The following is a 22,373-nucleotide window of genomic DNA, read 5'->3' as shown; positions in this document are numbered from 1 at the left end:
AGGGGACAGGGGACGGCACTCAGATTGTCAGATGATCCTACCTCCAAAGCCGCGTGACGTCATCTTCACGGCGAGCCGTGCGGCCTTACTCATCCGAACGAACCAGCTTGATGTCACGATCGGCGGCCCAGCCATGTACATCGTCGCGGCGAAGCGCTGTCGCCATCAGTTCGGGAAACTGGTCAGGCGTGCAGGCGAACACGGGGATACCCAGCGATGCCACCCGCCCCGCAAGATGCGGGTCATAGGACGGTCGCCCTGTATCGGTGAGCGCGAGCAGAACGATCACGTTGACGCCCGATACCGCCAGCCGAGCAAGCCGATCGACCAGCGCCTCGGCGTCGCCGCCTTCGTAAAGGTCGGTGACGAGCACGAGATGCGCCTTGCCGGGTCGCTCGATCCGGTCCTCGCAATAGGCGACCGCGCGGTTGATGTCGGTGCCACCGCCAAGCTGGACGCCGAACAGCACCTCGACCGGATCGGCCAGTTCCCTGGTGAGGTCGATGATCGCGGTGTCGAAGCAGACGAGTTTGGTCGCGACGACCGGCAGCGATGCCATCACCGCCGCGAAGATGGAGGCATAGACCACCGAACTGGCCATCGATCCCGACTGGTCGACGCACAGGATCACCTCGTCCAGATCGACGATGCGCCGCTGCTGGCGCATGAAGCCGATCAGGCGTTCGGGGACCACCGTGCGATGCTCGGGCTGATAATGGCCGAGATTGGCGCGGATGGTGCGCGGCCAGTCTATATCGGCGAAACGCGGACGATTGGTCCGTCGCGACCGATCGAGCGCGCCACGGATCGCCTCGGCTGTGCGTGCCTCGAGCCGTGCCAGCAGCGCCGCGACCACCTTCGCGATCACGATGCGCGCCGTCTCCTTCGTCTTTTCCGGCATCACCCCGCGCAAGGCGATCAGATCGGCGACGAGGTTCACGTCCGCCTCGACCGTCGCCAGGAACTCCGGCTCCAGCAGCATCTGGCGCAGGCCCTTGCGATGGAAGGCGTCCTGCTGGATCACCTGGACGACCGGTGCGGGGAAGAAGTCGCGGATATCACCCAGCCATTTGGCGACGCGCGGTGCCGATCCGCCAAGGCCGCCGCGCCCCTTCTTCCCTTCCTCGCCATCACCGTAGAGCGCGGACAGCGCCATCGACATACGGCGATCGCTGTCGGACAGGGGCACACCCTCCGCGTCGTCGCCTTCGGCACCCAGGGCGAGCGTCCAGCGGCGGCCGCGTTGGTCCTCGTTCATGGCCGCGCTCCGGTCATCAGCGCGATCACGCGGGCTTCGTGCGCGGGCCAGATCGCGGCGGCCCCCGGCAACAGCCGATAGCCACGCGCACCGTTGCCGGATCGTCCGAGCGCGGCGTCCATCAACCGCCGACGCTCGTTGCGGTCGAGGGCGGAGAAGACCCGCCGGAACAGCGGCAGGTTGGCAACGAACGCGTCCTCCTCCAGCGTGGAAAGCCAGGCGTCGACCGCCTCGCGCAAGGCCGTGTCATGGATCAGCCGTTGCCCCGCGCCCTCCAGAAAGCCTTCGAAATAGCCGGCTGCCTCGGCAACCGACGTTCCCGGCGACAGCATCCGGGCGAGCAGCGTGGCCGCTTCGTCGGCGGACAGTTCCTCCGCCTCGTAGAGCAGGCGCGCGGCGGACCCGGCGATCAGGCGGGTCGTCCGGTCGTCGTCGAACAGCTTGCGCAACGCCGCGTGCCAGGTCGCGACCACGTCCGGCGCCAGCTCCGCCAGTCGGATCGCCCCCTCCGCCGCCAGGATCGCACCACGCAGCGCTCCGCCGGCCTCGGCATCCAGGTTGCGCGCGGCATAGGGGAAGGCGAGCGCCGCCTGCACCACGATGCGGGGCATCAGTCCGGCGAGGTGCCCGACCGTCCCGCTTCGTGCCTCGCCATAGCGCAGGATGTCGGCCATGGGCGGCAGGGCGGCGAGCAGCGCCTGGCAGTCGCTGGTGAGGGCGGCCCGGTCTTCGAGCAGGACGATGCCCGCCTGGGTCGCGCGCGGCAGATCGGCGATCATCGCACGGCGCACCAATTCCGCCAGCGTGCCGAGGTCGGCTTCCATCCCCATCGCTTCGCCTAGCCGCCCGTCGGCGGCTTCGGCGATGGTCGAGCCATGGACGAGGTTCTCGACCAGCCGCACGGCATATTCGGGCTGCCACGCCAATATCCAGTTCTCGCGGAACGTGCCGCGACTGCGCCCGGCATCGGCCAGATGCCCCCATGGCACCTCGAGCGCGTTCAGCCGGTGCAGCAGCGTCGAGCGCGCCAGCCCGCTGTCGCTGCGCAGGTCCAGCGTCAGCGCGCGTTCCAGCGCCTCCGGTTTTAGCCGCACCGCCTTTTGCTGGCGTTGCAGATCCTCGAGCAAGGGAGCCAGCGGCGTGTCGGCCGGGATCACCCCGACCGCCGACCCGATCAGCAATTCGGCTGCGATGTCATCCCACATCGCGCGTTCGCCCTGGCACAGGCAGGCGATCGCCGCCTCGCGCAGTTCCTCGAAGCCGGGATGCGGCCGCCCGCGCAGCGCGGCCAGCGCATGTCCCAGCCGCTGTGCTTCGATCACCGACGCGGTGGAGACGAAATGGCCGCGCTCGCGCATCACCCGCGCGATCCGGGCGAGCCAGATCGCGTCGCGGTCGCTGGCGTGGCGCGTGTCCCAGAGATGCGCGAACCATCCCGGCGCGACGACCCCGGCGCCATAGCCGCTCGCGCGGGCGAGGCGCGGCGCGGTCCAGGGTGCCCAGGTCGCCTTCGTCTTCGCCCTCGGTCGCCCCTTGAGCAAAGCGCGGTCGGCGGACAGACTGCTCCTGGCGGCCAACGCGGGGACATGCCAGGCGCCGCACACCACGGCGACCGGGCCGACGCTTTCCTTGGCAGCGCGTGCGATCTCGATGCGCATATGCGCCTCCCGCGCCGCCTCGCGCATGGATGGGGGAGCGGCTTCGCTGCGCAGCGCGGTCATGGCATCGGCCACCGCGGCGAACACCGTCGTCGAGGCGGGATTTTCCTCGATGACGTCAACCCACCACGACTCGCCATCGTCATAGCCGGCCGCCATGGCGAGCGTACCGATGGGATCGCGGGCGATCGGATCGTCGTCGGCGTTGATCTCCGGCGCCTCGCCGATGGCGGAGCCTTGGCCGCCCAGCCGGTCCGATGCGGGAAGATCGATGAAGCGGACCTCCGCGCCATGCGCCACCGCCCAGCGCGCCGCCTGATATTCGGGCGAATAGTCCGCAAAGGGGAAGAAACTGGCGTTCGCGGGATCGTCCTCGGCATAGGTCAGCAGCGCCACCGGCGTCGCCATCGCCGGATCGGCCAGCATCGGCAGCAGGTGCGAGGCGTCGGCCGGTCCCTCGATCAGCACCGTCGCGGGCGCCAGCGCGTCGAGCGCCTCCACCAGCCGGCGCGCGGAACCGGGGCCGTGGTGGCGAACGCCGAACAGCGAGACCTCCGCCGCCATCGCGTCAGATCAGTTCGGTCAGCGAGGCGTAATAGCCCTCGAACCCGCGCCGCTTCTTGAGCACGGTTTCCAGATACTCGCCCAGCACCGCCTTGTCCTGCACCGGGTCTTTCACCACCGCGCCGATCACATTGGCGGCGAGCATGTCGGGGGTGAGACGCCCGTCGTTGAAGAAGGTCGCCTGGCTGATCCCGCCGACCATCACGCCGATCGCCTCGGCGGTGGACAGCCCGCCCGAGGGGGATTTCAGCGCGACCTTGCCGTCCTCGGTCGACCCGGCGCGCAGTTCGCGGAACATCGCGACGACCCGCGCCACTTCCTCGGCGACATTCTTTGGTGTTGGCAGGTCGAGGCTGTGCGCCATCTCGCCGACGCGCCTGACGATGATCGCCACTTCCTCGTCGGCGCTGTCGGGCAGCGGCAGGACGACGACGTTGAACCGCCGCTTCAGCGCCGAGCTCAACTCGTTGACGCCCTTGTCGCGGGTGTTGGCGGTGGCGATGATGTTGAATCCGCGCCGGGCATAGACCGCGTCGTTCAACTCGGGGATCGGCATCATCTTTTCGGACAGGACGGTGATCAGCGTGTCCTGCACGTCCGATCCCATCCGGGTCAGCTCCTCCATGCGGCACAGCTTGCCCGACTCCATCGCGCGCATCAGCGGCGTCGGAACCAGCGCCTGCCGGCTCGGCCCGTGCGCGAGCAGTTGCGCATAGTTCCAGCCATAGCGGACCTGGTTTTCGTCGGTCCCGGCGGTGCATTGGATCACCATCGTCGAATCGCCGGTGATCGCGGCCGACAGATGCTCGGACACCCAGGATTTGGCCGTGCCCGGCACCCCGAGCAGCAGCAGCGCGCGGTCGGTGGCGAGTGTCGCTACCGCCGTCTCGATCAACCGCCGGTCACCGACGTACTTGGGCGTGATCGCGGTGCCGCCGGGCGCGGTGCCGCCCATCAGATAGATGACGACGCGCTTCGGTGACAATGCCCAGCCGGGTGGGCGCCGGTCGACATCATCCACCGCGAGCGCGGCAAGCTCGCCAGCATAGACCTCCTCGGCGGGCAGGCGTAGCGTCTCGCTCATTCGGTCGGTCTCCTGTTGTCCAGCGCAGCATTGAGCCGCAGCATGTCGAGGCGCGGATCGGAGGCGATCAGCCCCGCCGCAGCCAGTTGGTCGAGCGCCTGTCGCGCGGCGCTCCGCGAGGCGATCAGGCCGAGAGCCAGCAACTCGTCGGCGTGATCCCCGGCCCCTTGATTGTCCGCTTTAAGGGCGTCGACGAGCGCCGTTCCGGCGGGCGTCCGGATGGCATCATCAATGCCGCCAGCGCCACCGGCTATCGCCAGCACCATCGCGAATCTGGCATCCTGCGCGCCCAGCAGTCGCGTGGCGGCTTGATGGCGCCGGCGCGGAGACAGGCGGGGCAGAAGCGCGATCAGCGTATGCGCATGGCCTGTGCTGGGCGCGTCCGCCAGCGTCTCGACGATCGCGTCGCTGGCGGAGCGGGCCGCCATGGCCGCCAGCTGCTGATCGCCGGCCATATCCTCACCCCAGCGCCAGGCGGCGACCAGTTCCGTCGGGGCGAGGCCCAGCGCCTGGGCGAACCCGTCGAAGGACGGCGTCTGGAACAAGGTGTCGCGACGGTGTCGCTGGGCAGCGGTCTTTACCGCCTGCGCCACGATCACGCGGGTACGCCGCAACAGCCCCCTGGTTTGGATGGTGAAGAAGGCGGCGAGTTCCGCGCCATGCTCATCGTCATGCGTGCCATGGCCCAGGCGCGCGAGCAGCGCGGTGGCGAGCTGCCTGACGCGTGGTGCGCGATCACCGGCCAGCCGCTCCAGCAGCGGCCGGTCGGCGTCCGACAGTCCTGCTGCCAATAGCTCAAGCAGGCGCACGCGGCGATCGGCGGGTTCACCGGCGATCCTTTCCGCCATCAACTGGCTTGCCTGCACAGGATCCCGCCGTCGCAAAGCGGCAAAAGCGACATGCCGCGCGGCGGGGGCGAAGTCGTCCCAATTTGTGGCGCTCAGCGCTTCCGGGGCCACCGATGGCGATCCCGAGGCGGCCCAGTCCTGCCATGGTGCATAGATGTCGGGCACGTCCTCATCGGGACGGGGCATCCAGTCGCCGGGATGCAGGGTCCAGCCGCGCGCGTCGACAAGATCGAGCAGATGGCGGCGCATCTGTGCATCGCGCATCTGCGGGAGCAGACGCCGCGCGCGCGGGCGAAGCGCGTCGGCAAGCGGTGGCCGGGCCAGCGCCGGAATGTCGCCACGTGGACGCGCGTCACCCGTGGGTTGCGTGGTCGCGAGCGTGCCAAGAAAATGGCCGGACAGCGCCAGCAGCCGCAGTTCCGCTTCCCGCGCATCGGTGCCCAGCACGGCGCACCAGGCGGCAGGGGCGTGAGCGGCCGCGCTACCGCCCATGGTCCAGCGCGTCAGCACCGGGCCGAGCGCGTCGAGGATCGCGTCAGCCATGGCCGATGCGCCCCCAGGGCGTCTGCATCGCCAGCATCTCCAGCCGGCTGCCCGACCATAAGGCGGCCGAGCGGATCAACTCGGTCCCGGTGGCCAGCCCCTCGACCTCACCCGCCAGCGGCAAGGGCGCGGCCCCCTCGCGCGGTTGCCACCATGGTGCGCCCGCCCGATCGAAACCGATACGTCCCGGCGGAAGCAGGACCGGCCGTTCGGCGGCCCAGGGCTCGGCGAGCAGCGGCGCGGTCAGCGCCGCCTCCGGCGACTCGCCGGGCAGGGGCCAGTCGATGGGCGGTCCATCGACGAGCGCCGCCTCCCGCTGGATCAGCAACGCTCGCAGCGGCAGTCGCGCGGGGTAGAAAAGCAGTTCGCCGACGAATTGCTCGCCTGGCGTAAATGCCGAAGCGCGTCGCCCGGCGCTGGCGGGGAAAACATCGAGCAGCATCGCAAAGCGTGGCCCGGCGGTCAGGTTGAGCAGCCAGGTCGTCTGCGACACCAGTCCATCGCGGCGTGTGCGCATCCGCTCGGCGAGCACCTCCCAGGCGGCGGTCACACGCATCGCGGCCGGATCGGCGAGCAGCGTCTCGCGATGTTCGGCAGAGGCAACGGCCCGACGCAGTTCGGGATCCCGCGGGTCGGACCGGAACCCACGCGCGAGCAGGACCAGTCGCGCCAGTTCCACCAGCGCGCCGCGCATCCTGTCGCCACCTGGCAGAACCAGCAGTCGCGCGGGCATCTCGTCGACATGCCCCGCCAGAGCCGCGGCCTTGCCATCGACCAGCCGTGCCGCGATCCGGCGACAGCGTGCGGTCACATCATCGACGAAGCCGCCAAGCCCCAGACGAAGCTGATCGCCGACCCATTGCTCCAGCGCGTCCAGCGCCTCCAGGATCAGGCGCTCGGTATCTTCGGTTCGTCTGGCGCTGGCCGCGCCGCGTCGCGCCGCAGTCTTCGCATCGTAAACAGGCTCGGGACCGGCGGATCGGGCCGCGTCCAGATCCTTGTCCACTACCGCTTTCGTCCCCTTGGGCACGCCACCGGTCGCGCGCCGACGCGCCAGCCATTCGCCCACCCATTCCGGTGGTTCGGCCACCGCGAAGGGAACGATCGCCTCCGCCCTCAGCCACAACAGGGCAAGGGCATGTTTGCACGGGAATTTGCGCGATGGGCAGGTACACTTGCTTCCCCTGTCGCGAAGATCGGCCATCACCCGATAGGGATTGGCTCCCGATCCGGCACATTGGCCCCAGATCAGCGCCTCGTCTTCGCTGATGCCGATGCCCGACCATTTCCCCGGCTTCGCAAGTCCGGCAGCGGCCTTGAGCGACGCCTGATCGGTGGCAAGATGTTCCACCGCCACCAAATCGATCGCCACACCGCCCCCGCACCATTTCCCTTGCCTCGAATGATACGGGGCAATCGCAAAAGCTCAACTCGCTTCAGGTCCTCCGGAACAGTTGCACGTCGAGCTTTTCGGCAAGGTTATGACTCTGCAAGGACCGGCTTGAAGCGCTCCTGCGCCGCCAATCGAACACCCGCGTTGGAAGCCCCAAACCCTCCATATCCGCGCCTAAGGACAAACTCGAAGAAAAACAGTTTGTCAAAGGCCCGGCTATAGAGTTGCTGATAATCGCCATCGGCGTCGGCATCGTACAATATCCCCATGCGACGAAGCTCGTCCACCAGATCGGCGTCGCCGATCCGGGCCGCGAGATCGTCGTAATAATTAGCGGGGATTTGGAGAAGCTCCGCACCGCTCGCCTGAAGATCACGAGCAACCGAAAGCACGTTCGTCGTGGCGATCGCGACGTGCTGATACCCGCCGCCGAATCCCTTGCTGACGAAGCGGGCCGAGAGCGTGCCGCTCGCGTCGCTGGCGTTCATGGTGATCCGGGTTGCGCCGTCGGGTGACTGGAGCGGGAGACTAAGTACCAAGCCGGCAGGATCGATCACATCGGCCTGCGTGCTTTCGCGAAAACCGAACAGCGAGCGCCAGAACAATTGCCAGGAGAGGAACTCATCGATCTGAACAACCGTGGCCAGGTGATCGAAGCTCATGTCGTTATCGGGTGCCGGTTTGCCGGTGGCAACGAACTCGGACTGCCAGACCTGTTCGGCACTTCCTTCATCGATCAGGTAGATCAAGCTTCCCCCGACACCCCTGATGGCAGGCACGTTCAGATTGCCAGGCGGCTCGATCTCGATACCCTTGCGGACACCGAAGAAGTCGGCGCGCGCGACGACGGCCTTGCGATCGGGCACGGTCAGGCCAACCGCGCAGATGGACGGCCCATGGGTCAGATTATAGCTGCGGGCGAACCCGCTCTGTTCTGCGTTGACGACGAGGTTGACGGCGCCAGCCTGCCACCGATTGACCCGCTTGGTGCGATGTGCACCGGTGTGCGCGAAGCCCAGCGATCCCAGCATAGCCTCCAGCCTGGGCCGCTGCTCCTCGTCGACGGCGAACTCGACGAACTCCGTGGCGACCCGTTCCGGACAGGCGGGCAGGGCCACTGCGTGGCCGAGGCGGCGTTGCGCCGCGTCGTGGACATAGCGCAGCGAGCGAAGGCCGTCGCGCGCGATCGGCTCGGCAGACCAGGCGCGGAACCGGTCGTTGAAAATCTCGAGCGACAGCGGCCCGGCGTAGCCGGTACGCAGGATTTCCGCGACATAGCCGGCGACGTCGAGCCCGCCCTGTCCTGGGAAGTTGCGAAAATGGCGGCTCCAGTAGAGCAGGTCCATCTCCAGCCGCGGCGCATCGGCGAGCTGGACGAAGGCGATGCGGTCGCCCGGGATGTCGCGAATACTCTCGCTGGGAATGCCGCGCGACAGCGAGTGGAAACTGTCGAGAATGATGCCAAGCGACGGATGGTCGACCGCCTCTACGATCGCCCAGGCGTCGCGATGGTCGAAGACGTGCCGCCCCCACGCCAGCGCCTCATAGCCGACGACGATGCCGTGGCGGCTTGCCATGGTGGCCAGTTCCGACAGGTCGTCGACGATTCGGGTGCGCTCGCCCAGTGAGTGGGGCGAGCAGTTCGAGCAGGCGAGAATACGGTTGGTGCCCAATTCGCCCATCAGGTCGAACTTGGCCGCGGCGCGGTCCAGCGCGCGTTGTCGGAGCGCACCGGGCATTCCCTCGAAGTCACGAAACGGCTGATACAATTGGCACGTCAGGCCGAGGTCGCCCATCATCTGCCGCACCTCGCGAGGGCGCAGCGGCGATGCGATCAGGTCGTTCTCGAAAATCTCGACGCCATCGAAACCCGCAGCGGCCGCGGCCTGAAGTTTGTGTTCGAGTGTACCGCTCAACGATACTGTCGCAATTCCGAACTTCATGTGACGTGCCGCTCCTGTATACGCGCGCCGATTCAGCGTCGGCAGCTTGCTATGACCGTGTGGATGACGCTTTGCCGACGCCGTGCGATCGTCTCGGGACAGTCCATGTCGATCCCGAAGATCTTGCCCAACGTGTAGCGGTTGGAGATGTTGTAGAAGGCCATCGAGCTCATCGTCATGTGCAGGTCCAGCGGGTCGATCCCGTCGCGGAACACACCCTCTGCGACGCCGCGCTCGATCAGCTTTCCAAGCATGGCGATGACCGAAACATTCCGCGACCGCGTGCTGTCGAGCGTGGCGATGACCGTGCCACGCTGGATATTCTCGTTCATGACCATTCGAACGAATTCCGGATGTTCGAGATGGTAGTTGAAGGTGATCTCAGCGAGCTTGGCGAGCGCGTCCAGCGCTGGCAGATCGCCGATCTCGGCCACCGCCTCCGTCGTGCGGATACCGGAATAGGCGGCTTCGAGGACGGAACGGTACAGCCCCTCCTTGCTGCCGAAATAATAGTAGATCATCCGCTTGCTGGTGTCGGTCCGCTCGGCGATCTCGTCGATGCGCGCGCCGCTGAACCCCTTGTCGGCGAACTCACTCGTAGCGACGGCCAGGATGTCCGCGCGCGTGCGGTCCGAGCGGCTGGCGTCAGCCGCATCCAATGCTTTGGTTTTCATGCCGTCATCATAGCGGCTCGGCGAGGCGTACGTCAGCTTCATAACGTCAGTTGACACTAACGTACTAGTTCGTACACTGTTGCGCAATAACCGGGCGAACTCGGAAAAAAAGTTACAGGAGTGGAAGGTGATCGATGCGAATCATGTGCCGACGCGGGTCGATATCTTCGATCACGGAGGCATTGTAGCCGGGTTGATCGGCCAAGACATCCAACAGTCCCTGACCCCGTCGATGCACATGGCCGAGGCCAAGGCACAGGGCCTCGCCTATGTCTATCGACTGATCGATCTGGCTGGCGAAGCCGTCGGCTCCGAACGGCTCGCCGCTCTGGTTCAAGGCGCGATCGACCTGAGATACGACGGCCTCAACGTCACGCATCCGTTCAAGCAAGCGGTCATGCCACATCTCGACGCCATCGATCCGGTCGCCGAGGCGATCGGAGCGGTCAATACGATCCATATCGTGGCGGGGCGAACCCAAGGGTTTAACACTGACGCATTCGGCTTCACTGCCGGGATCAAGCGCGACATCGGTGACATATCCGGCCAGTCCGTCGTCCAGCTTGGCGCAGGCGGGGCCGGCGCCGCCACGGCCGCAGCCGCGCTCGCGCTAGGCGTGGGGCATGTCACAATCTTCGATACCGATCCGTCGCGGGCCGAGGCGCTCGCGCAACGTCTGGCGGCGCGGTTCGAGGGACGGGCCAGCGCAGGCCGCGATCTGATCCGCGCCATCGCCGATGCGCGCGGTCTGATCCACGCCACGCCGACCGGCATGGCCGGACATCCCGGGCTGCCGATCGATCCCGACCTGCTCACCGACGCGCTGTGGGTCGCGGAGATCGTGTATTTCCCGTTGGAAACCGAACTGCTGCGGGTCGCGCGCCAGCGCGGCTGCAGGACCGCGCATGGCGGCACCATGGCCGTTTTCCAGGCGGTCGGTGCCTTCGAGATCTTCGCGGGGGTAAAGGCCGATGCCGACCGGATGGTGCGACACTTCGCCAGCTTGACCGGCGGCGATGCGGCATGACCGGCATGCTTCAGGCCTCCCGCCCCGCGACCCGGATTCGCTACGGCATACTGGCCCTGATCGCTACCGGCACGCTCATCAATTATCTCGACCGGACGATCCTGGGTATCGCCGCGCCCGCGCTGACCAAAGAGCTGGCGATCAGTCCGGCGCTGATGGGTGTGATTTTCTCTGCCTTCTCCTGGACCTATGCCGCATCGCAGGTGCCGGGCGGGGCGTTTCTCGACCGGTTCGGCACGCGGCTGACCTACATGTTGTCGGTCGGCTTCTGGTCTTTCTTCACGCTGCTGCATGCCGCAATCGGCAGCGTCGCCGGGCTGTTCGGACTACGCCTGCTGCTGGGTGTCGCGGAATCGCCCTGCTTCCCCGCCAACAGCCGGGTGGTCGCCACCTGGTTCCCCCGCAACGAGCGAGCGATAGCGACCGGTGTCTACACGGTCGGTGAATATATCGGCCTCGCCTTTCTCAGCCCGCTCTTGTTCCTGATGCTGGCCCATTGGGGCTGGCGGTCGCTGTTCCTGGTGGCAGGTGCGCTCGGCCTGATGTTTGCGGCGGTGTGGTGGCTGCGATATCGCGAGCCGCGCGACAGCCGGGCGAATGCGGCCGAGATCGCGCTCATTGTCGATGGCGGGGGTCTGGTGGAACAGCCGGCCAAGCAGCGCGTCGACTGGTCGGCGGCAGGGCGTCTTCTGCGCACCCGCCAGATGTGGGGCATCTGCCTGGGCCAATTCGCAGGCAATTCGACACTGGTATTCTTCCTGACGTGGTTTCCGACCTATCTGGCGGTCGAACGGCACATGGACTGGCTGAAGATCGGCTTCTTCGCCGTCCTGCCGTTCATCGCAGCCTCCGTCGGGGTGCTGTTCGGCGGGTGGTGGTCGGACCGGATGTTGCGGCAGGGACACTCGCCCAACGTCGCGCGCAAATTGCCGATCATCCTTGGGCTGCTGCTCGCTTCGACGATCGTGTCGGCCAATTTCATCGACGATAACCGCGTTGTGATCGCCGTGCTGTCGCTCGCCTTCTTCGCGCAAGGCATGGCGGCGCTCGGATGGACGCTGGTGTCCGACATCGCGCCGCAGGGGATGCTCGGGGTCACCGGCGGCATCTTCAACCTCGCCGCCAATCTGGCTGGAATCATCACCCCGATCATCATCGGGGCGATCGTCGCGGCGACTGGCAGCTTCGTCTACGCGATCGGCTTCATTGGCGTCGTCGCCCTGCTGGGCGCGCTGTCCTACATCGTCATCCTCGGGGATGTGCGCAGGATCGAACTCTGATTACGTCTGAAAATGTACGAAACAGATAGTTAAAAGGGAGAGGGAAGATGTTGTTCAGACTTGCCAGCGGGATTTCCACCGCCGCACTGGGATGGTCGCTGATCGTCGCGGCGCCTGCCCATGCCCAGACGCAATCCGCCAGCGGCAATGCGCAGGCCGCTCCTGCGGCAGACGCCGCGGCGATGCCGCCGGCTGCCGACCAGACGTCGCCCGGTGATCTGTCGGCGCAGGGCGCCGCGACGCCGGCAGCGGTGCAGGGCGCGGAAGCTCCCACCGGCGGTGCGGATATCGTGGTCACGGGATCCCGCATCACGCGGTCCGACTATACCTCGGCCAGCCCGATCGTCACCACGGGTGAGGCGGTGCTGAAGGCGACCGGCGCGGTCAACATCGAACAATCGCTCAATCAATTGCCGCAGTTCGTACCCGGATCTGGATCGCAGGGCGGCGGTGCCAGCGCCGCCGCAAGCGCAGGACGTGCGACGCTGAACCTTCGCGGGCTTGGCGACAAACGCACGCTGGTGCTGCTCGACGGGCGCCGCCTGCCGCCCTCGACGGTGTTCAACGTCACCGACGTCAACATCATCCCGCTGTCGATCGTGGAGAGCGTCGAGACGATCACGGGCGGCGCATCGGCGGTCTATGGGTCGGACGCGATCGCGGGTGTCGTCAATTTCCGTACCCGTCGCCACATCAACGGCGTCGAGATCGACGGACAGATGGGCGACACGTTCCGCGGCGATCGCATGGCCGCAGATCTGTCCGCCGTCGCGGGATGGACGTCGAAGGACGATCGGTTCAACGTGATCGCGGAAGCGGGCTATACCAAGCGTGACGAACTGAAGGGATCGGAACGATCCTTCTTCGATCTCGGCATCCTGTCGTCCTTCATCGGGCAGGGCACGTTCGTCCCCTCCGCCACCAATCTGCCCTCGCAGGCCGCAGTCGACGCGAACTTCGCCAATCTCGCGCCGGGCACGGTATCGCGCACCAACTCGCTGGGTTTCAACAACAACGGGTCACTCTTCAGCCAGGTCGGTGCCTATAACTATGCCGGGCCGACCAGCGGCAACTACGTCACCTACGGCAATGTCGTGCGCCAGCCGGTGGCCCGTCAGCAGTCGATCGAGCGGCCGCTGGAGCGATACAACTTCTTCGGCAAGGCCGAGTACGAGGTGTCGCCTGCCCTGACCCTCTATGCCCAGGCCCTGTACAACCGCACGGATGCGCAGACCAACGTCGGCAGTTCCTTGACCCAGTTCATCACGGTCAACGTGTCCGCGAACAATCCCTTCATTCCGGCCAGCCTGCGAAGCATCCTGGCGTCGCGGCCCAATCCGGCCGCCAACTTCTCGATCAACCGCCGCTTCGTCGAATTGCCGCCGCGCGTGCTCGATGCCCAGTTCGACACGAGCCAGTTCATCGTCGGCGCTCGCGGCAAGATCGGTGTCGGGGACTGGACCTACGACATCTACGGTTCGCGCGATCGCACCGTCATCAACAATTACATCTCTCCCGGTGTGCTGGGTTCACGGGTCAACCAGCTCCTCCAGGCCGCCGACGGCGGTCAGTCGCTTTGCGCCGGCGGGTATAATCCGTTCGGTCTCGCCAATGCGAACGGCATCTCGGCCCAGTGCGCCGCCTATATAACGCGCCGCATCTCGCAATATGAGGACATTCGCCAGAACACGATCGAAGGATCGGTCCAGGGCACGCTGTTCACCCTGCCTGCGGGCGACGTGAAGGCGTCCGTTGTCGGAACCTATCGCGAAAACAAGTATAATTTTGTACCCGATGCCGCGCTGATCGCCGGTGACGTCTTCGCGACCAACGCGACGAACCCCACACGCGGCGCGACCAACGTCAAGGAAGTCGCAGCGGAACTGTTCGTGCCGATCCTGAAGGACAAGCCATTCTTCCATACGTTGAACGTCAGTCTCGGGGGACGCTATTCGCATTACAATATCACCGGCGACATCTGGACGTACAAGGCGGAAGGCGAATGGTCGCCGGTCCGAATGCTCATGGTCCGCGGCGGCTATCAGCGGGCGGTGCGGGCGCCAAATATCGGCGAACTCTTCAGCTCGCCGACCGGCGCGCAGGTCCAGATCGGCAACCCGCCGACCTCGGGCGATCCGTGCGACGTCCGCAGCGTGTCGCGCACCGGGAGCAATGCCGGCCAGCTCCGCACGCTGTGCATCGCGACCGGCGTGCCGGCCAGCCTCGTCGACACCTATAATTTCACCACCGTCGCCATTCCGGTGACCAATACCGGCAATCTCGCGCTGACCCCGGAAAAGGCATCGACAAAGACGTTGGGCGTGGTGCTGAAGCCCGACTTCGCCTCGCCGGTCCTGCGCAGCCTGTCCATCTCCGTCGATTACTACAACATCTCGATCCGCGACGTCATCTCGACGGTAGCAGGCAACACCGCGCTGGCCAAATGCTACAACCAGGATGGCAGCAACCCGACCTACAGCGTCACCAACACCTTCTGCCAGCTGATTACCCGCGACAACACCGGCGGCATCGTCAACGTGTCCCTGCCTTATCTCAACCTGGGCGGACTGAAGACGAGCGGCGTCGATTTCCAGCTCGACTGGTCCGTCCCGCTGGGTACGCTCGGCAACCTGGGCGATACCCGTCTCACGCTGAACTCGGTGGTCAGCTATCTCGGCAGCTATCAGATCAAGAATTTCGCGACCGACCCGTTCCAGGAGTTCCGCGGCACGATCGACGCGACCAATGCCCTGCCGCTGCCCCGCTGGCGCTACACGACGACCGGCAATCTGACGCTGGGAGACTTTGATTTCGGCCTGCGCTGGCGCCACCTCAACGCCATGCGCGACGTCACCTCGGTGATCCGCCCGGCCAGCCCGGCTCCGGGCGTGCCCGCCTATGACGTGTTCGACCTGACGGCACGCATCCGCGTCAACGACCAATATCAGTTCCGGATGGGCGTCACCAATCTGTTCGACACGTCCCCGCTGGTGATCGCCGGGACGCCCGGCAACACGCTGCCGGGTACCTATGACGTCTTGGGTCGCTCCTTCTACGTGGGGTTCAAGGCCCGCTTCTGACGCAAGTAACGGTCCGCCGGGGACCCGGCGGGCCACTGATGGGAAAGACGATGCCCAACAAGATTTATGACAGCCCTGCCGCCGCGCTCGACGGTCTGTTGTTCGATGGGATGACGATCATGTCCGGTGGCTTCGGCCTGTCCGGCAACCCGGAGAGTCTCATTCCCGAAATTCGCGCAAGCGGCATCAGGGGCCTGACCGTCATCTCGAACAACGCCGGTGCCGATGGCTTTGGCCTGTGGATGCTGCTGGAAAGCCGACAGGTCGCGAAGATGATCTCCTCCTATGTCGGCGAGAACAAGCTGTTCGAGCAGCAGTATCTCTCGGGCGACCTCGAACTGGAACTCAACCCGCAAGGCACGCTCGCAGAGCGCATCCGGGCCGGCGGGGCGGGCATCCCGGCCTTCTACACCAAGACCGGCGTCGGCACCGTCGTCGCGGAGGGCAAGCCGGTCGAGACGTTCGAGGGCGAGGCTTATGTTCGCGAAACGTGGCTGCGCGCCGACCTGGCGATCGTGAAGGCATGGAAGGCCGATCCGGCGGGCAACCTTGTGTTCCGCAAGACCGCACGCAACTTCAACCCCAACATGGCGACCGCCGGCAAGGTGACGGTGGCCGAGGTCGAGGAGATCGTGCCGGCGGGCAGCTTCGATCCCGACTGCATCCACACGCCTGGCATCTATGTCGACCGTGTCGTTCTGAGCACGATCAACGAGAAGCGGATCGAAAAACTGACGACCCGCGTACGGGAGAACGGATGATGGGCTGGACCCGCGACGAGATGGCGGCGCGTGCCGCGCGTGAGCTGCGGGATGGCTTCTACGTCAATCTCGGCATCGGTATTCCGACCTTGGTCGCCAATTCCGTGCCCGCCGGCATCGAAGTGACGCTTCAGTCGGAAAACGGGATGCTCGGCATCGGACCGTTTCCTTATGAGGGCGAGGCCGACCCCGATCTCATCAACGCCGGCAAGCAGACGATCACCGCCCTGCCGACCTCCAGCTTCTTTTCCAGCGCCGACAGCTTCGCGATGATCCGCGGTGGCCATATCGACATGGCGATCCTCGGCGCGATGGAGGTGTCGACCGAGGGCGACCTCGCCAATTGGACGATACCGGGCAAGATGGTGAAGGGCATGGGAGGGGCGATGGACCTCGTCGCCGGGGTCCGCCGCGTCGTCGTGGTGATGGACCATGTGTCGAAGCACGGCGACCCCAAGATTCTGCCCGAATGCACCCTGCCGCTGACGGGCAGGTCTTGCGTCGATCTGATCATCACCGACCTTGCGGTCATCGCCTGCGACAAGCCGGGATTGCGGCTGGTCGAATGCGCCCCCGGCGTCACCGCCGATGACGTACGCGCGAAGACGGGAACGGACCTGGTGGCATGAGCTACAATCGTGACGACGCGGGCGCACCGCCGTCGCTGTTCCCGGATTATGGATCGACCCGTATCCGGGCGCCGCTGCAGCCGCCGCTGCGGGTCCCGCAGACGCACACCGAGACCACCGGCCCGGCGGGTTGGGATCGGCTGATGGGGCCGACGCTTGCCGATCTGACCACCCAGCATGGCGGCGTGCCGCAAGGACAGCGGATCATCGTTGCGGGCCGCGTGCTCGACGAGGGTGGCCGCGCCGTGCCGAACACCGTCATGGAAATCTGGCAGGCCAATGCCGCCGGCCGTTATATCCACGCCAAGGACCAGTGGGACGCGCCGCACGATCCCAACTTCACCGGCGCGGGTCGCGTGGTGACCGATGTGGACGGCAACTATCGCTTCGTCTCCATCCGTCCGGGCGCCTATCCCTGGGGGAATCATCGCAATGCCTGGCGGCCGGCGCATATCCATCTGTCGCTGCTCGGGCCTGCCTTCGCCACGCGGCTCGTGACCCAGCTCTACTTCCCCGACGATCCGTTGATCGAGATCGATCCGATCGCGAATGCGGTGCCGATGCCGTACCGTCAGCGTCTCGTCGCACGACTGGACATGGACGTGACGGAGCCCGACTGGGCGATCGGCTATCGGTTCGACGTCGTCCTGAAGGGGCGCGAGCAGACTCCGTTCGAGGATGACGACCATGACCATTGATGTCGCCGACCGCCGGCCGGAGCCCAGGCATGACAACCAGGATCCGGCGCTGTTCGGTCAGACGCCCAGCCAGACGGTCGGTCCGTTCTTCCATTATGGCCTCCCCTGGAAGGGCGGTGCCGATCTCGTCGGCCAGTCCGACATGGGCGCGCGTCCGGAACTGATGCCCGAGGCGCATTACGTGCTGAACCTGTCGTCGCCGACCGGCACGCCGATGGGACAGGTGATCGAGCTTGCCGGGCGCGTCGTCGATGGCGCTGGCGCAGCCGTGCCGGATGCCATGCTGGAAATCTGGCAGGCCGATGCCGCTGGCCTCTACTTCGGCGAGCCGGGTGCCGACCCCCATTTCGTCGGCTTCGGCCGCGCTGCCACTGCCGAGGATGGGAGCTACCGATTCAGGACGATCATGCCCGGTTCGATCGGTCCGCACCATGCCCCCCATATCGCGGTGTCAGTCTTCGCGCGCGGGCTGATCAAGCGCTTGGCAACACGGATGTATTTCGATCGCTTCGCGGAAAACCACTGCGATCCCGTGCTGTCGCTGGTCCCCGACGACCGGCGGGCAACCCTGATCGCCAGAGCGGGCGACGGGCATTGCTGGACGCTCGACATCGCGTTGCAGGGAGAGCGCGAGACGGTGTTCTTCGACCTGTGAGCGACCTGCTGCGCCAGCGCCCCGTCGCCACTCCGGCGATGATCGCGGTCTTCGACGATGCCGCGACCATCGCCCACGCCTGCGCCTTCGAGGTCGCGCTGGCGCGAGCAGAGGCGGCATGCGGCATGTTGCCGGCCGAACTCGCCGAGGCGATCGCCGCAGGCGTCGATCCGGCGCGTATCGATGCGGCGGAGTTGGCCGAGGAGGCGGCGCTGGCCGGTACGCTCGCCATCCCGCTGGTCGCACGGTTGCGGGCGATGGTCGGCGGGGAAGCCGCCAAGGCGCTCCATGTCGCGGCGACGAGCCAGGATGTCGCCGACACCGTGCTCATGATGCAGGTCCGTGCCGCGCATGGGTTGCTCGCCGGGGATGTCCGGCGGGTTCGCGGCGCGCTGGCGACGCTGGCGCGCGCCTACGCCGAACGTCCGGCGATCGGGCGGACGCTGTTGCAGGATGCGATGCCGGTCGCGTTCGGGCTGCGGCTGGCACAGGCCGCCCGTGGTGTCGACGATGCGCTGAGGCTGCTTGATGCAGCGGTTACCGACCATGCCGTTCTTCAATGGGGTGGTGCCGCGGGAACACGCGTTGGTGCCGGGGGCGCAAGTGTTCGGATCGCTGCGCAATGTGCCGAAGCGCTCGGGCTGGGGCAGTCGGCGCCGTGGCATGCCCGGCGGACTGGCGTCGCCGCGATCGGTGCAGCGCTCGGCATCCTGATCGGCGCGCTCGGCAAGTTTGCCCGGGACGTCGCATTGCTGGCGCAGAACGGGGTCGGCGAAGCACGCGAGCCGTTGGTCGCCGGGAGGGGAGGATCATCGGCGATGGCGCACAAGCGCAACCCGACCGGTTGTCAGGTCGCGCTGTCGGCCGCAACCCGCGCGCCCGGATTGGTCGCGTCACTCCTCGCCGGGCTGCCGCAGGAGGCGGAGCGGGGCTTGGGTGGATGGCAAGCCGAGGGGCCGGTGCTCGCCGATCTGTTCCTGCTCGCTTCAGGCAGCGCAGCAGCGCTGGCGGTCATCGCCGAAGGGCTTGAGATCGATGCAGTCGCCATAGCGCGCAACCTCGCCGCGGCAGCGGTCGGGAACGATATCGGCGCGAGCGCGGCCATCATCGCCGATCTGCTCGACGGATTGGGAGATTGAAACGATGGCGATGACCCAGCGTGACGGCGTGCGGCTGCACTGGCGACTGGAGGGGGCTGCCGACCGGCCGGTGCTGGTGCTGCTCAATTCGATCGGCACCGACTTGTCGCTATGGGATCGCGCCATCCCGCTGCTGCTGCCCGCCTTTCGTCTGCTCAGGATCGATATGCGTGGGCACGGAGGATCGGATGCGCCCGATGGCGACTATGGCCTGGCGATGCTGGCGAGCGACATCGCCGCTGTCATGGACGATGCCGGAGTCGAGCAGGCGGCAGTGGCGGGGGTGTCGCTCGGCGGCATGGTCGCGATGCAGCTGGCCCTCGATCACCCGACGCGCGTCAAGGCTCTCGCACTGATCTGTACCTCTGCGACGATGGACCCGGCGGCATGGCAGACGCGGATCGACGCGGTGCGGGCCAACGGTACGGAGGCCATCGCCGACATGGCCGTCGGGCGCTTCCTGTCGCCGGGTTTCACCGCGCGGCACCCGGAAGTAGCCGACAGCCTTCGCGATGGCATCGCGCGCCAGGCCGCTGCCGGTTATGCCGGGGCGGGTGCCGCGATCCGCGACATGGCGCTGGCCGATCGCATCACCGCCATCACCGTCCCAACGCTGGTCGTAACCGCGACGCTCGACATCTCGACGCCCTATGCCGGGCATGGCGAGCATCTGCTGACCATCCCCGGTGCGCAGCACGTTGGCGTCGACGGCGCGCATCTGCCCCCGATCGAGGTGCCGACTGCGCTGGCGACGGCGCTGCGCCATTTCCTGTGCGCGGACAATACCACGACGCAGGCGGCCGATACGTTGTTCGACGCCGGGCTCGTCAACCGTCGCCGCGTGCTGGGCGACGCATGGGTCGATTCCAGCCTCGCCAAACGCACGGCATTCACCGCCGATTTCCAGGCGATGATTACCCGCATCGCTTGGGGCGAGATCTGGGGGCGGCCCGGCCTCGACGACCGCACCCGCCGCCTGCTCGTCCTCGCCATCACCTGCGCGCTCGGGCGCTGGGAGGAGTTCGCGCTGCACGTCCGCGCCGGGCTGACCCAGGGCGGGTTCACCCTCGACGAGCTCAAGGAAGTGCTGATGCAGACCGCGATCTACGCCGGCGTGCCCGCCGCCAACACCGGGTTTGCCGAAGCGCAGAAGATCATCGCCATCATCGAACAGGAAGCCTGATGCCTGACGCCTATCTTTGCGATGCGATCCGCACACCCATCGGCCGGCTCAACGGTGCGCTGTCGAACGTCCGTGCCGACGATCTGGCAGCGATTCCCTTGCGCGCCTTGGTCGCGCGGAATCCGGGCGTCGACTGGAATGCGGTCGACGACGTCCTGCTCGGTTGCGCCAACCAGGCGGGCGAGGACAATCGCAACGTGGCGCGCATGGCGGTGCTGCTCGCTGGCTTGCCGGATGCGGTGCCCGGCGGCACGATCAACCGGCTGTGCGGGTCGGGGCTGAACGCGGTCGGTAGCGCGGCACAGGCGATCCGCAGCGGCGATGCCGAACTGATGATCGCGGGCGGGGTCGAGAGCATGACCCGTGCGCCGTTCGTGATGGGCAAGGCGAACGGCGCATTCGATCGCGGTCAGAAGATCGAGGACACGACGTTGGGATGGCGGTTCGTCAACCCGGCGATGCAGGCCGCGTACGGCGTCGACACCATGTCGCAGACGGCGGAGAACGTCGCCGACGACTGGAACGTCAGCCGTGAGGACCAGGACGCCTTCGCGCTGGCCAGCCAGCAGAAGGCGGCCGCGGCTATCGCGAGCGGCCGGATGGCCGCCGAGATCGTTCCGGTCACCATCCCCCAGCGCAAGGGCGACCCGATCGTCTTTGCGCAGGACGAGCATCCTCGCGCAACCAGCCTGGAGGCGCTCGCGAAACTGAAACCTGTTGTCCGCGCCGACGGCACGGTCACGGCAGGCAATGCCTCAGGACTCAATGATGGAGCGGCAGCGATGCTGATCGCCTCCAGGGACGCAGCGATGCGCCACGGTCTCACGCCACGAGCGCGTATCCTGGGCCTCGCATCGGCAGGCGTCGCACCACGTATCATGGGCGTCGGCCCGATCGAAGCGGCGCGGAAGCTGTGTCGGAACACCGGCATCGGCATCGAGCTACTGGATGTGATCGAACTGAACGAGGCCTTTGCCGCCCAGGCCATCGCGACGCTGCGCGACCTGGAGATCGCCACCGACGATCCGCGCGTCAATCGCAATGGCGGCGCGATTGCGCTCGGCCACCCGCTCGGCATGTCGGGCGCGCGCATCGCCATGACCGCCGTCGAAGAACTTCATCGCACCGGTGGCCGCTATGCGATGGCGTTCATGTGCATCGGCGTCGGACAGGGCATCGCCTTGATGATCGAACGTGTTTGACTGCCCTTCATCGGAGTACGCACGGGCATGAAAACGATTTTCGTTTTGAACGGACCGAACCTGAACCTGCTCGGCACGCGTCAGCCCGACATCTACGGCACGACGACGCTGGCTGATGTCGAAGCGGCATGTATCGAACACGCCAAAGGATCTGGCGTAACGATCGATTTTCGGCAGAGCAACGCCGAGCACGTCTTGATCGATTGGGTACACGAAGCCCGAAATGCCGCTTGTGCTATCGTCATCAACCCGGCGGCATTCACGCACACATCGGTTGCCCTGCTTGATGCGCTGAACACTTTTGACGGGCCGGTTGCCGAGGTTCACCTCTCGAATATCCATAAGCGAGAGGCCTTCCGGCATAAGAGCTACGTCTCGATGCGGGCTGACACGGTCATCGCCGGCGCTGGTCACAGCGGCTACCTCTACGCTCTCACCCAGATGATCGCCACTCTGGGAGCTGCGCGATGACCGGGACATTGCGCCTTATCCCCGAAGAGATTGTTCTTGAAATGCGCCGCCTGTCGGTGCCCAAGACCGATGAGGGGCTTCAACAGGTATTCGGCATCAGCTACAACACTTGGCGCCGTATCGATCGCCATCAGCCAATCAGGTCATCCGTTGCCGAGCGGCTGATCGAACGAATGGACCGATCGTTTCCTGCACGATGCGAGGTAGATGACCGTTCATAAAACAAAGGCTTCTGTCAGCAAGTTCAGCGTATCGCCATCCAGTGCATGAGGCGTACGGTTTG

Annotated in this window: 19 protein-coding genes; 12 read left to right on the top strand and 7 right to left on the bottom strand. The window is 66.3% G+C overall.

Features of this window, described 5'->3' with window-relative positions:
* Positions 1-85 precede the first annotated feature (85 nt).
* The 7 genes from ACTZQ5_RS04105 to ACTZQ5_RS04075 all read right to left on the bottom strand — a co-directional run bounded on the left by ACTZQ5_RS04105 (position 86) and on the right by ACTZQ5_RS04075 (position 10,007).
* Positions 86-1,258: a VWA domain-containing protein gene (locus ACTZQ5_RS04105; protein WP_443583892.1), complete on the bottom strand. Its 1,173-nt coding sequence runs from the start codon at positions 1,256-1,258 to the stop codon at positions 86-88.
* On the bottom strand, positions 1,255-3,480 hold the full coding sequence (locus tag ACTZQ5_RS04100; protein ID WP_443583891.1) for a DUF5682 family protein: 2,226 nt from the start codon (positions 3,478-3,480) through the stop codon (positions 1,255-1,257). The genes ACTZQ5_RS04105 and ACTZQ5_RS04100 overlap by 4 nt, the downstream gene beginning before the upstream one ends.
* Positions 3,481-3,484: 4 nt before the next feature.
* A complete protein-coding gene (locus ACTZQ5_RS04095; RefSeq protein ID WP_443583890.1) occupies positions 3,485-4,564 on the bottom strand; it encodes an ATP-binding protein in 1,080 nt (359 codons plus the stop codon).
* Positions 4,561-5,955 (bottom strand): DUF5691 domain-containing protein, encoded by a 1,395-nt coding sequence (locus ACTZQ5_RS04090; RefSeq protein WP_443583889.1) that lies wholly within the window; start codon positions 5,953-5,955, stop codon positions 4,561-4,563. The genes ACTZQ5_RS04095 and ACTZQ5_RS04090 overlap by 4 nt, the downstream gene beginning before the upstream one ends.
* Complete coding sequence (locus ACTZQ5_RS04085) at positions 5,948-7,327, bottom strand: SWIM zinc finger family protein (protein WP_443583888.1); 1,380 nt, start codon at positions 7,325-7,327, stop codon at positions 5,948-5,950. The genes ACTZQ5_RS04090 and ACTZQ5_RS04085 overlap by 8 nt, the downstream gene beginning before the upstream one ends.
* A 107-nt stretch (positions 7,328-7,434) precedes the next feature.
* Positions 7,435-9,291 (bottom strand): bifunctional sugar phosphate isomerase/epimerase/4-hydroxyphenylpyruvate dioxygenase family protein, encoded by a 1,857-nt coding sequence (locus ACTZQ5_RS04080; protein ID WP_443583887.1) that lies wholly within the window; start codon positions 9,289-9,291, stop codon positions 7,435-7,437.
* 32 nt (positions 9,292-9,323) lie between these two features.
* Positions 9,324-10,007: a TetR/AcrR family transcriptional regulator gene (locus ACTZQ5_RS04075; protein ID WP_443583886.1), complete on the bottom strand. Its 684-nt coding sequence runs from the start codon at positions 10,005-10,007 to the stop codon at positions 9,324-9,326.
* An 85-nt stretch (positions 10,008-10,092) separates the two neighbouring features.
* On the opposite strand from ACTZQ5_RS04075, the gene ACTZQ5_RS04070 reads away from it, so the two are divergent.
* From ACTZQ5_RS04070 to ACTZQ5_RS04015, 12 genes are read left to right on the top strand one after another with little or no spacing between them, the layout of a single operon-like run.
* On the top strand, positions 10,093-10,992 hold the full coding sequence (locus ACTZQ5_RS04070; RefSeq protein WP_443583885.1) for a shikimate dehydrogenase: 900 nt from the start codon (positions 10,093-10,095) through the stop codon (positions 10,990-10,992).
* The gene (locus ACTZQ5_RS04065; protein ID WP_443583884.1) at positions 10,989-12,272 is read left to right on the top strand and encodes an MFS transporter; all 1,284 of its coding nucleotides are present in this window, start codon (positions 10,989-10,991) and stop codon (positions 12,270-12,272) included. The genes ACTZQ5_RS04070 and ACTZQ5_RS04065 overlap by 4 nt, the downstream gene beginning before the upstream one ends.
* A 47-nt stretch (positions 12,273-12,319) precedes the next feature.
* Positions 12,320-15,352 carry a TonB-dependent receptor domain-containing protein gene (locus ACTZQ5_RS04060; RefSeq protein WP_443583883.1) on the top strand — a complete coding sequence of 1,011 codons (3,033 nt, stop codon included), beginning with the start codon at positions 12,320-12,322 and terminating at the stop codon, positions 15,350-15,352.
* A gap of 50 nt (positions 15,353-15,402) precedes the next feature.
* Positions 15,403-16,113 carry a CoA transferase subunit A gene (locus ACTZQ5_RS04055; RefSeq protein ID WP_443583882.1) on the top strand — a complete coding sequence of 237 codons (711 nt, stop codon included), beginning with the start codon at positions 15,403-15,405 and terminating at the stop codon, positions 16,111-16,113.
* Positions 16,113-16,742, top strand: coding sequence for a 3-oxoacid CoA-transferase subunit B (locus ACTZQ5_RS04050; RefSeq protein ID WP_443584135.1), 630 nt, complete (start codon positions 16,113-16,115; stop codon positions 16,740-16,742). Before ACTZQ5_RS04055 ends, ACTZQ5_RS04050 begins: the two co-directional genes overlap by 1 nt.
* Positions 16,739-17,440 carry a protocatechuate 3,4-dioxygenase subunit beta gene (pcaH, locus tag ACTZQ5_RS04045; RefSeq protein WP_443583881.1) on the top strand — a complete coding sequence of 234 codons (702 nt, stop codon included), beginning with the start codon at positions 16,739-16,741 and terminating at the stop codon, positions 17,438-17,440. Before ACTZQ5_RS04050 ends, pcaH begins: the two co-directional genes overlap by 4 nt.
* Complete coding sequence (gene pcaG / locus ACTZQ5_RS04040; protein WP_443583880.1) at positions 17,430-18,095, top strand: protocatechuate 3,4-dioxygenase subunit alpha; 666 nt, start codon at positions 17,430-17,432, stop codon at positions 18,093-18,095. The genes pcaH and pcaG overlap by 11 nt, the downstream gene beginning before the upstream one ends.
* A complete protein-coding gene (locus tag ACTZQ5_RS04035) occupies positions 18,092-19,234 on the top strand; it encodes a lyase family protein (RefSeq protein WP_443583879.1) in 1,143 nt (380 codons plus the stop codon). Before pcaG ends, ACTZQ5_RS04035 begins: the two co-directional genes overlap by 4 nt.
* Positions 19,235-19,244: 10 nt before the next feature.
* A complete protein-coding gene (gene pcaDC, locus ACTZQ5_RS04030; RefSeq protein ID WP_443583878.1) occupies positions 19,245-20,417 on the top strand; it encodes a bifunctional 3-oxoadipate enol-lactonase/4-carboxymuconolactone decarboxylase PcaDC in 1,173 nt (390 codons plus the stop codon).
* Positions 20,417-21,619: a 3-oxoadipyl-CoA thiolase gene (gene pcaF, locus ACTZQ5_RS04025; protein ID WP_443583877.1), complete on the top strand. Its 1,203-nt coding sequence runs from the start codon at positions 20,417-20,419 to the stop codon at positions 21,617-21,619. Before pcaDC ends, pcaF begins: the two co-directional genes overlap by 1 nt.
* 27 nt (positions 21,620-21,646) lie before the next feature.
* Entirely contained in the window at positions 21,647-22,090 is a 444-nt protein-coding gene (gene aroQ, locus ACTZQ5_RS04020; RefSeq protein WP_443583876.1) for a type II 3-dehydroquinate dehydratase, read from the top strand.
* Positions 22,087-22,311 carry a hypothetical protein gene (locus ACTZQ5_RS04015; protein WP_443583875.1) on the top strand — a complete coding sequence of 75 codons (225 nt, stop codon included), beginning with the start codon at positions 22,087-22,089 and terminating at the stop codon, positions 22,309-22,311. The genes aroQ and ACTZQ5_RS04015 overlap by 4 nt, the downstream gene beginning before the upstream one ends.
* Positions 22,312-22,373 lie beyond the last annotated feature (62 nt).

The sequence above is a fragment of the Sphingomonas cellulosilytica genome (genome assembly GCF_052321755.1).
Classification (GTDB): Bacteria; Pseudomonadota; Alphaproteobacteria; order Sphingomonadales; family Sphingomonadaceae; genus Sphingomonas.
This window is presented reverse-complemented; position numbering and strand designations above follow the sequence as displayed.

What these genes read in the sequence shown, in the direction of transcription:
- ACTZQ5_RS04105 (WP_443583892.1), bottom strand. Translation starts at nt 1,258, where the DNA reads ATGAACGAGGACCAACGCGGCCGCCGCTGGACGCTCGCCCTGGGTGCC.
- ACTZQ5_RS04100 (WP_443583891.1), bottom strand. Translation starts at nt 3,480, where the DNA reads ATGGCGGCGGAGGTCTCGCTGTTCGGCGTTCGCCACCACGGCCCCGGT.
- ACTZQ5_RS04095 (WP_443583890.1), bottom strand. Translation starts at nt 4,564, where the DNA reads ATGAGCGAGACGCTACGCCTGCCCGCCGAGGAGGTCTATGCTGGCGAG.
- ACTZQ5_RS04090 (WP_443583889.1), bottom strand. Translation starts at nt 5,955, where the DNA reads ATGGCTGACGCGATCCTCGACGCGCTCGGCCCGGTGCTGACGCGCTGG.
- ACTZQ5_RS04080 (WP_443583887.1), bottom strand. Translation starts at nt 9,291, where the DNA reads ATGAAGTTCGGAATTGCGACAGTATCGTTGAGCGGTACACTCGAACAC.
- ACTZQ5_RS04075 (WP_443583886.1), bottom strand. Translation starts at nt 10,007, where the DNA reads ATGAAGCTGACGTACGCCTCGCCGAGCCGCTATGATGACGGCATGAAA.
- ACTZQ5_RS04065 (WP_443583884.1), top strand. Translation starts at nt 10,989, where the DNA reads ATGACCGGCATGCTTCAGGCCTCCCGCCCCGCGACCCGGATTCGCTAC.
- ACTZQ5_RS04060 (WP_443583883.1), top strand. Translation starts at nt 12,320, where the DNA reads ATGTTGTTCAGACTTGCCAGCGGGATTTCCACCGCCGCACTGGGATGG.
- ACTZQ5_RS04055 (WP_443583882.1), top strand. Translation starts at nt 15,403, where the DNA reads ATGCCCAACAAGATTTATGACAGCCCTGCCGCCGCGCTCGACGGTCTG.
- ACTZQ5_RS04050 (WP_443584135.1), top strand. Translation starts at nt 16,113, where the DNA reads ATGGGCTGGACCCGCGACGAGATGGCGGCGCGTGCCGCGCGTGAGCTG.
- pcaH (WP_443583881.1), top strand. Translation starts at nt 16,739, where the DNA reads ATGAGCTACAATCGTGACGACGCGGGCGCACCGCCGTCGCTGTTCCCG.
- pcaG (WP_443583880.1), top strand. Translation starts at nt 17,430, where the DNA reads ATGACCATTGATGTCGCCGACCGCCGGCCGGAGCCCAGGCATGACAAC.
- pcaDC (WP_443583878.1), top strand. Translation starts at nt 19,245, where the DNA reads ATGACCCAGCGTGACGGCGTGCGGCTGCACTGGCGACTGGAGGGGGCT.
- pcaF (WP_443583877.1), top strand. Translation starts at nt 20,417, where the DNA reads ATGCCTGACGCCTATCTTTGCGATGCGATCCGCACACCCATCGGCCGG.
- aroQ (WP_443583876.1), top strand. Translation starts at nt 21,647, where the DNA reads ATGAAAACGATTTTCGTTTTGAACGGACCGAACCTGAACCTGCTCGGC.
- ACTZQ5_RS04015 (WP_443583875.1), top strand. Translation starts at nt 22,087, where the DNA reads ATGACCGGGACATTGCGCCTTATCCCCGAAGAGATTGTTCTTGAAATG.